Raw genomic sequence first — 13621 nt, forward strand, 5'->3', positions numbered from 1 at the left:
TTTGCCACTAATCCTGGCGATTCATCGTTTTTGTAATCGCAACCCCCATCCTGTATCAACAACTCTTATACAAGTGAGGAAGCAATCCCTGAGGCTGAGAAAGCCATTGCAAATCTCAAAATCAGGTGATTCACCTTAGAAACCAAAATCTTTTGCTGCTCGCGTATCCTTACGAGCAATACCAACCCAACTGTAATGAAAAAATCCCTAATCCTGTGTACCTTGTTGGCTGTGTTCGGCCTACAAAATTTTGCATATGCCGAAATTGAGTTCCTGTATATCCTCAAGGAAGAGGAATACCGGCAAGTTGGCAACGTAGCTCCTACCGTTCCAAGTGGATGGGTCTTCGGAGCAGGTGTAGCTGGCGATGACCAAATATCGGCCGCTACGCTGACGCATTCCGGTCCTTCAAGTCCGGTGAACCTTAGCGATGGAGAGGGAAATTTTGAAATCGATGTCCAGGATTACACAGCTCAATCATTCTTGGATACCGACTACCCGAACGGAAATTTCAGCCTGAACATTACCGATGGAGTAGAAAGTGAAAGCTATCCTTTTACCATAACCGGAGACGCATATCCAACCGCCCCTCACTTATTAAATCCAATGGCTCTTCATTCCCATGATCTCGGCCAGGATTTTACACTATTGTGGGCTCCGTTCACGGGAGCCGACGCTTCCGATGAAGCCTTCGTGCAAATCTGGGATAATGTAAGCGATGATGAGGCGTTCTTTGCATTCGTGGATACCTCGGCAACCTCCTTTCTCATTCCAGAGGACAGTCTGTCTCCAAACAAGAGCTACGAGATTGGCCTGACTTTTATCAATGAAACCTCTGAACTGCAAAACGTAGACACAAAAGTTGGCTATTTCTCTTCCACCTATTTTGAATTGGATACCACTCCTCAGAATTTTGAAGATCCAAGTGTTCTGGTTTCCCGTGGCATTTCGACCAATCAAACCAGTGCGGCGGCACCCACGCCAAGTAACTACGGATTTCTCGTTGAGGCCAACGGAGTTGAATTTTCATCGGTAACGGCCATTAAGCCCGACACGTCCGAGGAGCCCGTGCCTGCAGACGGTTTTGGGGAATTCGATTTGGAAGCGGACTTTGTTTCAGAAGCAGCACGAAATTCCGCGTATCCGGAAGGCAACTACTCCGTGCGCGTCGTTGAGAATGGCCAAGAGATTGTACTCGGTCCATTCCCCATGGGAGGAGGAACGCTCCCAGTAATCCCTTACATCACAAACTGGGATGCGGCTCAGACCATCGATCCCAATCAAGACTTCGACCTTGCATGGAACTCTTTCTCCAATGCAGGGAGCAATGCCTTAATCGAAGTTGAGATCTGGAATGCAAACGACCAGGACAACGCAGTGGATTTTCTTCTAAGTAGTGGCGAGACAGGCGCATTACTAACTTTTGAGAACGCCAAGCTCCCACAACCCTTCTTCTAAGTCATAGTGGGCAAATTTTGAGAGGCCTTTGTAATTGCAATTTTACAGTGACTTGCTAAATTTTTTTATGAGCGGGGGGCCAATTCTCCATATGTAAAATCTAGTTTTACAACTCCCCTGCATTCTTTCGGCCTATAACAAAAAAAGCACCACCTCTGCAGGTGGTGCTTTTTCTAAAGTTGTCTAGCCTATCAGGCTTTGAAACTAGGGATTGATTTTCAACAATTCCACTTCAAATACGAGCGTAGATCCGGGACCAATAGGACCTCCAGAATCACGATCACCATAGGCAATGTCTGCGGGCATGTAGAGGCGGATTTTTCCACCTTCGCCAACGAGAGTAAGCCCTTCGCTGAATCCTTTGATGACTCCGTTCAAAGGAAAAGTCACAGGTTCGCCTCGATCAACTGAACTATCGAACACCGTACCGTCTACGAGTGTGCCGTGGTAGTGCACATTTACACTATCGCTGGCGGTAGCAAATTTGTCGGAGCCTTCGGTGAGAATTTCATAGCGTAATCCAGAATCGGTTTTCACAACACCTTCTTTCACATCGATCTTAGCCAAGAAAGCTTCTCCTGCGGCCTTATTGGCTGAGACGGCGCCTGCGCTTTGCTCTTGAGCCATACGATTTCTCTTCTCGCTGTGAATGCGGAAGGCTTGCTCTTGCAGTCCATCGACAAATTCTGGTTTATCTCCATTGGCGCTCAGCTCCAAGCCAGCCAAGATTTGGGCCAGTTCGTCAGCGGAGTAAGAATCCAACATTAAGTCAGTTCCAATGGAATATCCCAATGTTTGGTGAATCTTTTGCGTTTCTGTGAGTTCTTCGGACATGGTCGGTTCGTTGGTGGTTGCCTCAGTGGTAGAGGACTCGGTTTCGGTGGTGGCTGCCTGCGCCGAGGACGGCTCAGTTTCGGATTTAGGGCTACAAGCTACAGACCAAAGAAGGGTTCCGCAGATGGCCATGGATGCCAGTAATCTGGCTACATTTCTAGTAAACATGAAAGACGGGTTTAGATATTGATGCTTAAACAAAGGGATGCAGGAAAGACCTAGTCCAGCTCAGCGTAAAGGTATTTCTTCCTCGAGATGTAATAGAGGCAAAGTCCTCCCTGATAAATCAATACGACCAATATCAACGTGAAATAAGTAACGGGATAAGTAATACGAATCATGGCCTCCACCAAGTAAACGTCTGGATTGATAGATAATATCAGGTCCTTAAATTCCGATGAAAACATGGCCCAGGGATCTTCTGAGTCAAAGCGCAGTAATTGGTAAGTAGCATAAGCCCAAAGAACGGCTATTAAGTAGATTTGGCTCACACCCAACCACAAGAAGGCCTCCGCGTCTTTATTGGTTAGCAGTCGATTTCCTCGAAGTTCCATGACACCGGAACTGGATACCGCCACACCGACCACAAAGCCAAACAGGTCGCCCATCAACAAAACTACAATGCTGCAAAGTGCTGCGAAGCTAACAATACTCCATCCATTGATACGTGATAAGGCTAGAGCCCGCTGAATTTTTTTCAGAGATTGCTTCCGGATGCATGAAAACCAAGAATCCATCAAGCTCTCCAAATAGCAATTAAAGATCTTACAATGACTTCTTTCCGAGTACTCATTCTATTTTGTGCTGCCAGTATCGCTCCATTGATGCAGCTCTCGGCAAAGGTATTGGAAGGCAATTGCTCAAGGAGTCCCTGAAATATGCGGGTCCCCATGCCTGGACCGTTACCTTCGCTGAAAATAAAAGAGCTAGAAAACTCTACGAGAGCGAAGGATTCACAATAAAGGCCTCCTTTGCGTCTGATGACGACGGATTCCCCTGCGAAGTATTTAAAATGAGCCTGGATTAATCCTCAGGTAATCTCTCAGCGCGAACTCCCATAGTACCTGCCAGCATTCGGCGGCCTCTAATTCCGGTCAGTGCCCTTACTCCACTAGCACCACTCCCAATGATCATGTTGGAAGCATCCTGGGTATCAAGCTGCCCACCTACGATCACGCCTTGTCTGGTAGCGATCGTGTTCATCCCTATTTCAGAAATAGTTTCTCCTACGATGAGCCAGAGCACTTTTTCCACCGGATCTACACCGAGGAAAGTACGAGAATCGTAGACAATATTTCTATCCAAGGCGGCCACATTGATCTGCCCATTGTGGATACTTACGCTCTGCACACCGATTCCCCATTTCAGTTGAGCTAAAAACTCCGGTGAAGGCGGCTTAGAATTCTGGTATATAAAGTTTTCGGCCTCATCCCAACCAAACATATAGGAAAGCGGGTGGATGTGACTGACGGTGCCATCGCAAACCAAGGTTTCCAACGAGGTCACTGATCTCAATGGCCAACTTTTCCACCATTCCTCCGGGTAGTACCGGGTAGTATTGATCATGATATCCAAGTCTGCCGCCCAACGCAGGTAGTCGGCTGGTAAGAGGGTAAAGTGTCGTCCTTCTATATCGTCCTGACGAAACGGGCTGAAGTACAACTCTACTCCTGGCTCGTCCCAATGGATCTCAGCGATCATTACTTTTCCTTTACCGAACGCCTCGGAAATCTCTTCAACCGTAAGAAAGACGCCTCGATAAATTTCCAGCTTGGGAAGGTTTTTAGGCGAGAGTATAATGAAAAATACAAGTAATACGCAGAGCCCCAGACAAGCCAAGCCTGCCAAGGAGAAGAGTAGGAACCTTAATCCTACTCCGCTGAATCTACTTAGTCGGAAACCAATGTTCATGAGAATAAATCCATTTGTTCAGGTTTTGGAGCCTCCAGTTCATGGGGCCAATAAGGAGCCTCAAAAGGAGCACCCGCCTCAATGAGTAGCGATTGAAAACGACGAGCAAGTTGAGGGGCGAGCAGGTCATCTGGCATGTGACAAAAGAAGTGTGGCGTGAGGCCCTGTTCCATCCAATCCATAACCGGTTTCACCCAGTCCAATAAATGTGCCTGGGTTATTTTCTCATTCGGATGGCCCACAAACCTGATAAAAGGTCGAGATCCAGTGGCGATAAACTTTACAGGTAGGTTGGGTTTACGGCGTTGAGCATTCTCAGTGTCCTCATCGGAAGCATTGCCCTTAAATAGAGCTCGTGTATCAAAAATAACACGATCTACACCCTTTTCTGAAAGCAGATGGTTGAAATCAATTTCCTCCTGCCCCGCTTCAAAGAATCTTGGATTACGAACTTCGACGGAGTAATGATATTCCTTAGGTAAGCTATCTAAGAAGATACTTAAATTTTCAAGGTGCCTTGGCTCGAAATGAGAAGGTAATTGCAAAAAAAACTGTCCCAAGTTTTTGCCCAGAGGAGATAAGCGCCCAATAAATTCAACCGTCTCTCGTTCGGCATGTTTTAAAAGCAGATCGTGACTAACGATCCGCGGAAATTTGAAACAAAACTCAAACCCATCCGGCACTTCGTCCTTCCAGCGCTGAATAGTCGCAATCGAAGGTAACCCATAGAAGGAGGAATTTCCTTCAACCGTATTGAAAACGCTTCCGTATTGGGAAAGGAAATCGATTCGCCGCGCATCAGAAGTAAAGAAATTACCTATCCAAGGAGCATGAGCCCATACCGGGCAACCCATTCGGAGATTTTCTGGCAAACACGGTTTTAAGTCGGCAACCATGAGTTCGTAAGCTTTAGAGGATCAGAGGTCATTTTCCGCTGACTAAATTTGAAGGAATCACTGCGTTTATCTATTTTACTAATTCGTCCGAAACCCGGCTTTTTGAAAGTGTGGGAAGAAAGCCCGCTTCAGAGATGCGGACCAAACAAAAAATGAAAAATACGAGGTAGACCAAAGCCGTAAGAATCTCTGTAGGCCAACGCATACGGTCGGGTATCCAATGATAATTTTCTAGATGAAAATATAGCACGAGGCCAGTAGCCACTGAAAGTATCGCCATACAAGAATAGAACAACATGGATTGGTTTCTAGGTAGATAAGCATCCGTCTTTTTATAAACCATCACGAAATAGACAGCCCCTAAACCACTAAGAACAGTCGATGCTCCAAATCGAATGATGCCTTCTACGACCGGAACCGTGGAAGCAAGGATCGCCCACGTTAAGAAGTAAAATGTGAGAAGCCCAAATACAAAGCTGAAGAATGCCCGGAAAAATATATGCGAAAGCGGCGTCACCATACTTAAGACCCTTGGTTGTTTTGAGACACATTCCAAATCCAAAAATGAAAGCATCGGAAAGTATGAGAAAACTAGGTTTTACAGTGCTGGTCGCTTTCCCCAACACTGCAGCTCGTAACCATAACTTGGATTCAAAATGTCAGAGCAACCATATCGCGGTCGGATCGCCCCCTCTCCTACAGGTTACCTGCACCTTGGACACGCGAAAACATTCTGGACGGCTTTCGAACGATGCCAAAACGCCCATGGTTTTCTTATCTACAGAGACGAGGACATTGATTTTCATCGCTGTAAGGAAAACTTTTCACAAGCCGCGATAGAGGATCTGAAGCACTTGGGATTAATTTGGGACGAAGGCCCAATTAAACAGTCACAAAGATCTGCTATCTATATAGAGGCTTTGGAAAAACTAGTTTCACTAGGTCTGGCTTATCCGTGCGAGTCTTCTCGGAAGGACATCAGAGAACATCCCGAAACTATTCTATCACCAGAAAGTGAGTCCATCTTTCCAAAAGCACTTCGTCCGCAGCTCCCATCTGCTAGCTTTCCACTCAACCTGAAGACAAACTGGCGATTCAAAGTACCCGATCACCTCTGTGTTTCTTTCACAGATGGATGCCAGGGAATCAAATCTTACAACTGCCAAGCCGATTTTGGTGATTTCCTTCTCTGGCGAAAGGAAGGCATGCCTTCTTATGAACTCGCCGTAGTGGTCGATGATATTGAAATGCGTATTACGGAGGTAGTCCGCGGTGCAGACTTACTGGCATCTACTGCCAGACAGCTTCTTATATATGAAGCTCTTGAAGCTACGCCGCCTAAATTCTACCACGAGGACCTAGTGACCGACAAATCAGGAGAGCGACTTGCTAAGCGAAAAGACTCTTTGGCGCTCAGAACTTTATTTGCCGACGGACATTCCAGAGATTCCATAAAAAGGATGTGGATGGCTCGTTCGTAGGATCCGTACACGAAGAGACCCTCCGGATTTCTCCGGAGGGCCTAAAAGATCGGGAGGAGCTCGCAACACTCTCGTCCTTCACTGACATTTTGCACTCAACTTTCGTAGGTTGTCAGTTCCCCGACGCTATTCTTCCTGGCAGGGAAGCTATCGATCTCGTAGCAGGACCGCTTAATTGATTTCTCAACTAAGTTATTGAGCAAGGCCTCTCAGCCTAAATTTTGGAATCTGCCGATTCCGCCATTCAGACACGGTTAGGAATTTATCCGCGACGGTTTCATTCCTCTCCTTCTCCCTCAGGTCGGCCTCCACTTTTGATGGAGCGTTTGCCCTAGGGTACGGGTCTGGCCTTTTAACTCTCAGATCACTTTTTTATTCGCAGTCGTCCGCATTTTTACTGCCGACGCTTTGGATTTAGCGACTTGCCATGTCATTCAATCCCTTAGGTGATTTTCCGTTTTTCAGCCTCTACTTTATAATCGGCTGGAGCTTCGCTCGACTTCTTTTCACATCCTGACTAATGGTAGTCATCGTGTCCTTTCTCAGGACACCACTTTCCGGATTGGGTCAAAACGCCCCTCTCCTTCTAACTCGGTCGTCTTCTGTTTCTATGCTTCAGACTCCCGCCTAACTCCGATTCGCATTTACAGTTGGGTGCGAACCCTTCTGCCGGAGCTGGTGATATATGCCTTAATTCCACTTGCGTTTCCTCAAGGGGCAAGGCCCGTCAGGTTAACCTTACCTTTTTCGAAGTAATCTTCGTTTTTTATCCCAGAGGTTTGTTTCCTCACCTCTGTTCTATCAAAGAACTGACAACCATCGTAGAGACGGAATAGCATCCGTCAACTAAAATGGTACGTAAATCGTTGATTGGCAATACTATGTGAATATCTTGTTAATAAGTGCGTCTCAAAAATAGCAACAGCTTAGATTCATCGATTTTTCGGTCTCCATTTTACTTCTGAATGTGAATAACCGCGGTTCGGCAATGTGAATACCCACCGTTAACAACTCTACAGACAGAAAAAAGTGAAAAATAATTCTACATTTCTTCTATTTTTTAGAGGACAATTTCGACAAAACCTTTCCTCAGAATGGCTGTCCAAAGACTAGACCCAGAGAATACGATGGCATTCCTACCCAGCCTTACCTAGTAACTCTATATAACAACCGTATGAAATTAAGACTCCTATTCCTATCAGTCAGTATTATGTTATTCAGCCAACAAGCTAATGCAGCACCTCTAGATATCGGTGATAAGGTTCCAGCGACTCAAGCCACACTAGATTCAGGCGAAATTGTGGACCTTGCGGATTCTGCATCCACAGGCTACGCACTCATTTATTTCTACCCCAAAGCCAATACCCCAGGATGCACTAAACAGGCCTGTAGTCTTCGGGACGCATACGAAGTTCTCCTAGAGGAAAAAGTAACGATCTTTGGAGTGAGCAAAGACAGCATCAAATCACAACGTTCCTTCAAAGAGAAATACAACATTCCATTTTCGTTAGTGGCTGACAGAGACTCTGAAGTCATTAACGCATTTAGAGTTCCAAAGAAGGTGGGTTTTGCGAGTAGACAGGCGTTTCTTTTCAAAAATGGAGTTCTCGTTTGGAGAGACCTGGCAGCGTCCACTTCAAAACAAGCGGAAGATGTTCTGGAGTTTCTCAAAGAGTCATGATTCTCCTCTAGCCATACATCTATAAGAATTCTCATGGCAACAAGTACGGTAGAAAATTACATCAAAGCTATTTACCTGGAATGCAGGAAAACGAGCGAAGACATGTTGGCAATAGGGAAGCTAGCCCAGTCCTTGAGTGTCGTACCTGGCACGGCCACCACGATGGTCAAATCGCTCCATGCAGCTGGCTTGGTTGAATATGAGCCCCGAGTAGGAACCAAGCTGACCGAACAAGGAGAAGTACTCGCTCTTCATGTGCTGAGAAGGCACCGCCTGGTTGAGCTCTTTCTAGTCGAGATACTCAAAATGGATTGGTCGGAAATACACGATGAGGCAGAACAACTGGAGCACGTCATATCCGATCGTGTTCTTGAAAAAATCGACGACCTTCTCGGTCACCCTCAGTATGACCCCCACGGGGATCCTATTCCATCGCACTCAGGAAAGCTTCACGAACGAAACTTACAAAATCTGGTTAACTGCAGTGCGGGTCAGGAAACCATTGTCGCTAGAGTCCTTGATCAAGAACCAGAGTTTCTACAATTCGCAGAAAAAAACGGATTGGTGCCAGGCAAAGCTGTAAAAGTGATACAGCACGACGAAATCGCCAATGCCATCGAAGTAGAAACATCCCTTGGAACCAGCCTAACACTGGGGAAACAAGCAGCAGTAAAGATTGAAGTACAATGACCCGTCCGAAGCGGGGGATCCCTTTTCTTCCCATGCCCAAATCCATAACGGAATCGGGTACGAGTTCCCAACTTGGAGTAGATGTGTTTAGGAAGCTGACTCCTACTCGCGGGCAATTAAACCATCTACCACAGTCGGTATCTTTGATTACACAGGAGGACTTTCAGTCAGATCAGGCATACAGCTTAGAAATCTCATCATTGAGTATCAAGATTCAGGCTGCTGGACAGCTGGGTTGGCATTACGGCCTTCTGACGCTAAATCAAATCGCCTTGGCATCCGAAGACTACCTACCGGTAATAACGGTAGAAGATCATCCAGATTTTTCGCGACGGGGCATCATGCTCGATGTATCCAGAAATAAAGTTCCTAAGCTAGAAACACTGTTCTACCTGATAGACCTTTTCTCGTCCTGGAAGATAAACGAATTGCAGCTATACATCGAACACGCCTTCACCTTTGAAGGGCATGAGGCTGTATGGCGAAATGCATCTCCACTCACGCAGGATGATATTAAGCATTTAGATGCCTATTGCCAGGAGCGATTCATCGAGCTCGTCCCAAATCTAAATTGCTTTGGACACATGAGCCGTTGGCTCATTCATGAGCCATATAACCAGCTGGCCGAACAACCGGAAGGAGGAGAAACTGATTTTGGCTATAGACCCGAACCACAAGGTCTCTGTCCCATTGATCCAGGGTCAATTAAGCTGGCACAGGATCTTATCGAGCAAATCACTGCCTGCTTTGAAAGCAAGCAAGTCAATGTAGGCTGCGATGAAACCATAGATCTCGGTTTTGGAAGAAGCAAACAAGCCGTTAAGGAGAACGGGCGAGGACAAGTTTATTTAGACTATCTACAAAAAGTACATAGCCTTTGTGAAAATCATGGCTACCGGATGCAGTTTTGGGCCGACATATTGCTCAAGTATCCTGAGCTGATGGGAGAGGTCCCATCAGACAGCCTGGCTCTCAACTGGGGCTATGAAGCCATCCACCCGTTTGAAGAAGAGACCGCTCACCTAGGCTCGTCGGATTTACAATACTATGTCTGTCCCGGAACATCCTCATGGAACAGCATTGGCGGACGGACAGAAAACATGCTCGGAAATATTCGCAAGGCAGCTTCAATGGGAAAACGAAATGATGCTGTCGGCCTTTTGACAACAGATTGGGGAGACAATGGCCACCTTCAGCCATTAGTCGCTAGCTTTCCTGGTTTCGCATTTGGTTCTGCTTGTGCATGGAATCAGGACAAAGAGATAGATCTTTCTACCACACTCGACTTACACGTTTTCCAAAACGAAGGATGGGGCCAACTACTTCTAGACATTGGTAATCTGGACCAAGCGTTTGATATCTATATTCATAACCAATCCGTTCTCTTCCAAATTCTAAATGAGGATGAATCGTTCATCAGAAAAATCGAGAACCTGAATCTCGAGTCTCTTCAAGTTTCATTAACGAAGGCCATCCATCTGCAACAAGCATTTAAAGCTCTTAAGAAGGACCACCCAATTGAACGGACAATCATGGAAGAAGTTGGTTGGGTACTGAAAATGTTGATACATGCCTGCCACCGTGGTCAGGCGATTCTTCTAGGAGATACTCTAGATAATCTGCACAAAGAGGCACTTGAACTGCGCACACAACACAAAGAACTGTGGCACATTCGCAATAGGCCAGGAGAGTATGTGCTATCCAGAAAATCCTTTGATTCTATGATCGAATCATAGGAATCTGCCCACTGGCAGCCGTGGTCTGAATGGTGGGATTCTTAACGCGATTAAATACGTAGATTCCTTTGGTGGTAAAAGCGTTAAAATTCTTTGTATAAAAACTATAAAATCCCATAGGAATCAGGGATTAGATGTTCGGAGGAAGTTCTCTGTAAATGCTCTGAAAGATAGCTATCTGCTACCTTTCAAACTCTTCTTACCAACTCTTCATGCTCAAACGAGTATCGACACGCAATTTATTGATCATGTCCGCATTTTTGACGGGCATTGTCATCGTTTCCTTACTATACCTTCTCCACTCGTGGGAGCAGGAGCAGTTTGCACTGAAAATAAAAACTCAAAACGAGTTAAACTATCAGTCATTTCAGATAGCTCTCGATTCAGAGTTTCAGAAGAACCAAACACGAGCCCAGATACTTGGGAAAGAGCCAAGTGTGGCAGCGGAACTAGCTAAAATCTACGTCGAGTCACTATCAGGACAATCGCCTTCTATTGAACCCCTGCGAAAGCAACTGCTGCCCTATTGGCAAAAAATGGCTGCGAATGAGATTCAGCCTGAACTGAGTATCCACTTCCCAGGACAGGTGGATCCGCTGATAGAACTTCGGGAAGGTTGGAGTCACTCCAAGACCGAGGCTCCGGACCCAGCAATCCTAAATCAAGCTTTCGAAACTGATATGCTAGGCAAAGGGCTGGAGCATACAGTATCTGGCATTACCATTTCTATCGTTGAACCTCTTTACGCTCAACACCCAGAAAATAATCAAACATTCTTGGTCGGATTCCTTAGAATTGCTTCTTCGACTTCGCAAATTCTAGCAAGTGTATCGGGAACTCCCGAAAGTGGTGAATCTGCACTCATGGTCAAAGCCGATGGATCGATGGGGCATACAGCTGAGGAAATCGATCAGCTTATCCGCGTCCCGGGTCATCAATCATTATTGCAACTCAGTGATTCCACGGCTCCCACCATTCGATTTATCCTGAAAAACTTTGACCAAATCAACGATTACGAGGGCCAGGGCTGGCAAGCAGTTAGCTCTCGAAACCACTGGTTCTCTCTTTCCACATTCATGGTCGAAACCAATGGGACTAAAGACTCTCAATTTATTTACAGCACCTGGAGAGACATTACTCAGGAAGTTGCCAGGTCAAACCAGAATTTCCAGCGGATGTTATTTTATTCCATGGGAGGATTCATTATATCCGGAATCCTACTACTTATTCTTTATAACATCTTCAGGAAAAGAGTGGAAGATGCTGTGGAGATAAAAACACTCGATCTTGAGAATAAGAATAACGAACTCAAACAAGCACGGAAGCGGGCGGAAATTAATGCTCGAGAAGCGGCGTCCGCGAGTGAGGCCAAGAGTACCTTTCTGGCAACCATGAGTCATGAAATTCGGACACCCATGAATGCGGTTATTGGGATGACGAATATGCTTCTGGAAAGCGACCTCTCCGCGGAGCAGCGTGACTATGCAGAAACCATGCGTAGCAGCAGTGATTCACTGCTCACTCTAATCAACGATATTCTTGATTACTCCAAAATTGAAGCGGGAAAGCTCGACCTAGAGCAGCGCCCCTTTGAAATAGGCCAATGTCTTGAAGAGGCATTCGAACAAGTGGCCGGAAAAGCTCATGAGAAAGATCTCGAACTTGGCTACCTGGTAGATGAATCAGTTCCAGATACCATTCTGGGTGACATCTCACGTTTGAGACAGATTTTAGTAAATCTTCTTAGTAACGCTCTGAAATTTACACACGAAGGCGAAGTCCAAATCACGGTTCGAGCAATCAAGCGTGAACACAACCAGTATGAAATTCTATTCGCTGTATCTGATACCGGCATTGGAATTCCAGAACATCGACTGTACAAACTTTTCAAGTCATTCACCCAAGCAGACAATTCTACCACCCGTCAGTATGGTGACACTGGACTCGGACTAGCCATTTCAAAGCGATTGGCTGAAATCATGGGTGGGAAAATGACCGTTAGCAGTAAGGTGGATAAAGGTTCCACCTTCCGATTCTCCATTATTGGCAAACCATTCCCGACACAGAATCGTATGTATCTTCGGGAAAAGGATCCAAACCTTACCGGGAAACGTGTTCTGATCGTTGACGACAACGACATAAACCGAAAATTGCTTCTGGCTCAGACGAAGGCCTGGGGAATGGTTCCGGACGTATTTGAATCTGGACCAGACGCCCTTGCAGAAATCATTAAAGGACAAGTCTATGATCTTGCCCTCCTCGATTACAAGATGCCGGTCATGGATGGAAAAGAGCTGGCAATGAAGCTGCGCGAATTCCGAACAGAGAAAGAACTTCCTCTCGTTCTGCTGAGCTCAATCGGTGGCATTCTCGACGAGTCCATAACGCGCTATTTTACGGAGGTACTTTCCAAGCCCATCAAACCGGCCTCCCTACACAATTCCCTACTTTCAGTAGTTGATCATCGACCACGGCAAGTGGTTCCTGAGCCAAACCCCAAGACACCCAAGTCTTTTGCCAGTGATCATCCGATTAAAATTCTGATTACCGAGGATAATCCAGTAAACCAGAAGGTCGTGCTCCTCTTATTGAAAAAGCTTGGATTCACAGACCCAATCACGGTGGCCTGCAATGGCCAGGAGGCTCTGGATAGGCTAGAAGAAGACCGTTACGACGCCATCCTTATGGATATCCAAATGCCCGTTATGGACGGACTGGAAGCAACACGCAGAATTTGCGCAAAATACTCGGATGCTGAACGCCCCTGGATTATTGCTCTCACTGCAGCTGCGATGGGTGGAGATAAGGAACGGGCCTTGAAAACAGGTATGAACGACTTCATTACGAAACCCGTTCGCACTGAAAGGCTGACTGAGGCACTCTCAAAAGTCCCCATTCGTAGCCATATTCGCAAAAATAGCTAAATATAGTGCA

The 13621-nt window shown here is 46.1% G+C and carries 12 protein-coding genes; 7 read left to right on the forward strand and 5 right to left on the reverse strand.

Features of this window, described 5'->3' with window-relative positions; genetic code table 11:
• Positions 1 to 195: 195 nt before the first annotated feature.
• Positions 196 to 1458 carry a hypothetical protein gene (locus GA003_19150; GenBank protein QXD28090.1) on the forward strand — a complete coding sequence of 421 codons (1263 nt, stop codon included), beginning with the start codon at positions 196 to 198 and terminating at the stop codon, positions 1456 to 1458.
• 204 nt (positions 1459 to 1662) lie between these two features.
• Here the strand turns inward: GA003_19150 and GA003_19155 are convergent, their stop codons facing one another.
• Together GA003_19155 and GA003_19160 are read right to left on the reverse strand one after the other, a co-directional pair.
• On the reverse strand, positions 1663 to 2460 hold the full coding sequence (locus tag GA003_19155; protein QXD28091.1) for an FKBP-type peptidyl-prolyl cis-trans isomerase: 798 nt from the start codon (positions 2458 to 2460) through the stop codon (positions 1663 to 1665).
• 50 nt (positions 2461 to 2510) lie between these two features.
• Complete coding sequence (locus GA003_19160; GenBank protein ID QXD28092.1) at positions 2511 to 3029, reverse strand: hypothetical protein; 519 nt, start codon at positions 3027 to 3029, stop codon at positions 2511 to 2513.
• Positions 3030 to 3091: 62 nt separating this feature from the next.
• Here GA003_19160 and GA003_19165 point away from each other — a divergent pair, with 62 nt between their 5' ends.
• Positions 3092 to 3319, forward strand: a complete 228-nt coding sequence (locus tag GA003_19165) for a GNAT family N-acetyltransferase (protein QXD28093.1) — start codon at positions 3092 to 3094, stop codon at positions 3317 to 3319.
• Here GA003_19165 and GA003_19170 read toward each other — a convergent pair.
• From GA003_19170 to GA003_19180, 3 genes are all read right to left on the reverse strand, one after another.
• Entirely contained in the window at positions 3316 to 4203 is an 888-nt protein-coding gene (locus GA003_19170; protein QXD28094.1) for a hypothetical protein, read from the reverse strand. The genes GA003_19165 and GA003_19170 overlap by 4 nt on opposite strands.
• Positions 4200 to 5075 carry a DUF72 domain-containing protein gene (locus GA003_19175; GenBank protein ID QXD28095.1) on the reverse strand — a complete coding sequence of 292 codons (876 nt, stop codon included), beginning with the start codon at positions 5073 to 5075 and terminating at the stop codon, positions 4200 to 4202. Before GA003_19175 ends, GA003_19170 begins: the two co-directional genes overlap by 4 nt.
• A 94-nt stretch (positions 5076 to 5169) precedes the next feature.
• Positions 5170 to 5619 carry a hypothetical protein gene (locus GA003_19180; protein ID QXD28096.1) on the reverse strand — a complete coding sequence of 150 codons (450 nt, stop codon included), beginning with the start codon at positions 5617 to 5619 and terminating at the stop codon, positions 5170 to 5172.
• A 136-nt stretch (positions 5620 to 5755) separates the two neighbouring features.
• Here GA003_19180 and GA003_19185 point away from each other — a divergent pair, with 136 nt between their 5' ends.
• From GA003_19185 to GA003_19205, 5 genes are all read left to right on the forward strand, one after another.
• Positions 5756 to 6580: a tRNA glutamyl-Q synthetase gene (locus tag GA003_19185; GenBank protein QXD28097.1), complete on the forward strand. Its 825-nt coding sequence runs from the start codon at positions 5756 to 5758 to the stop codon at positions 6578 to 6580.
• 1174 nt (positions 6581 to 7754) lie between these two features.
• Positions 7755 to 8261 (forward strand): peroxiredoxin, encoded by a 507-nt coding sequence (locus GA003_19190; protein ID QXD28098.1) that lies wholly within the window; start codon positions 7755 to 7757, stop codon positions 8259 to 8261.
• Positions 8262 to 8294: 33 nt separating this feature from the next.
• The gene (locus GA003_19195; protein ID QXD28099.1) at positions 8295 to 8951 is read left to right on the forward strand and encodes a metal-dependent transcriptional regulator; all 657 of its coding nucleotides are present in this window, start codon (positions 8295 to 8297) and stop codon (positions 8949 to 8951) included.
• Between the two features lie 32 nt (positions 8952 to 8983).
• Positions 8984 to 10687 (forward strand): beta-N-acetylhexosaminidase, encoded by a 1704-nt coding sequence (locus GA003_19200; protein ID QXD28100.1) that lies wholly within the window; start codon positions 8984 to 8986, stop codon positions 10685 to 10687.
• A gap of 212 nt (positions 10688 to 10899) precedes the next feature.
• Positions 10900 to 13611, forward strand: coding sequence for a response regulator (locus tag GA003_19205; GenBank protein ID QXD28101.1), 2712 nt, complete (start codon positions 10900 to 10902; stop codon positions 13609 to 13611).
• Positions 13612 to 13621 lie beyond the last annotated feature (10 nt).

Source organism: Opitutia bacterium ISCC 52, assembly GCA_014529675.2.
GTDB lineage: Bacteria > Verrucomicrobiota > Verrucomicrobiia > Opitutales > UBA2995 > UBA2995.

Bases quoted from the DNA above. Each gene is read 5' to 3' on its own strand.
- GA003_19150 (QXD28090.1), top strand. From the start codon at position 196: ATGAAAAAATCCCTAATCCTGTGTACCTTGTTGGCTGTGTTCGGCCTA.
- GA003_19155 (QXD28091.1), bottom strand. From the start codon at position 2,460: ATGTTTACTAGAAATGTAGCCAGATTACTGGCATCCATGGCCATCTGC.
- GA003_19160 (QXD28092.1), bottom strand. From the start codon at position 3,029: ATGGATTCTTGGTTTTCATGCATCCGGAAGCAATCTCTGAAAAAAATT.
- GA003_19170 (QXD28094.1), bottom strand. From the start codon at position 4,203: ATGAACATTGGTTTCCGACTAAGTAGATTCAGCGGAGTAGGATTAAGG.
- GA003_19180 (QXD28096.1), bottom strand. From the start codon at position 5,619: ATGGTGACGCCGCTTTCGCATATATTTTTCCGGGCATTCTTCAGCTTT.
- GA003_19185 (QXD28097.1), top strand. From the start codon at position 5,756: ATGTCAGAGCAACCATATCGCGGTCGGATCGCCCCCTCTCCTACAGGT.
- GA003_19190 (QXD28098.1), top strand. From the start codon at position 7,755: ATGAAATTAAGACTCCTATTCCTATCAGTCAGTATTATGTTATTCAGC.
- GA003_19195 (QXD28099.1), top strand. From the start codon at position 8,295: ATGGCAACAAGTACGGTAGAAAATTACATCAAAGCTATTTACCTGGAA.
- GA003_19200 (QXD28100.1), top strand. From the start codon at position 8,984: ATGCCCAAATCCATAACGGAATCGGGTACGAGTTCCCAACTTGGAGTA.
- GA003_19205 (QXD28101.1), top strand. From the start codon at position 10,900: ATGCTCAAACGAGTATCGACACGCAATTTATTGATCATGTCCGCATTT.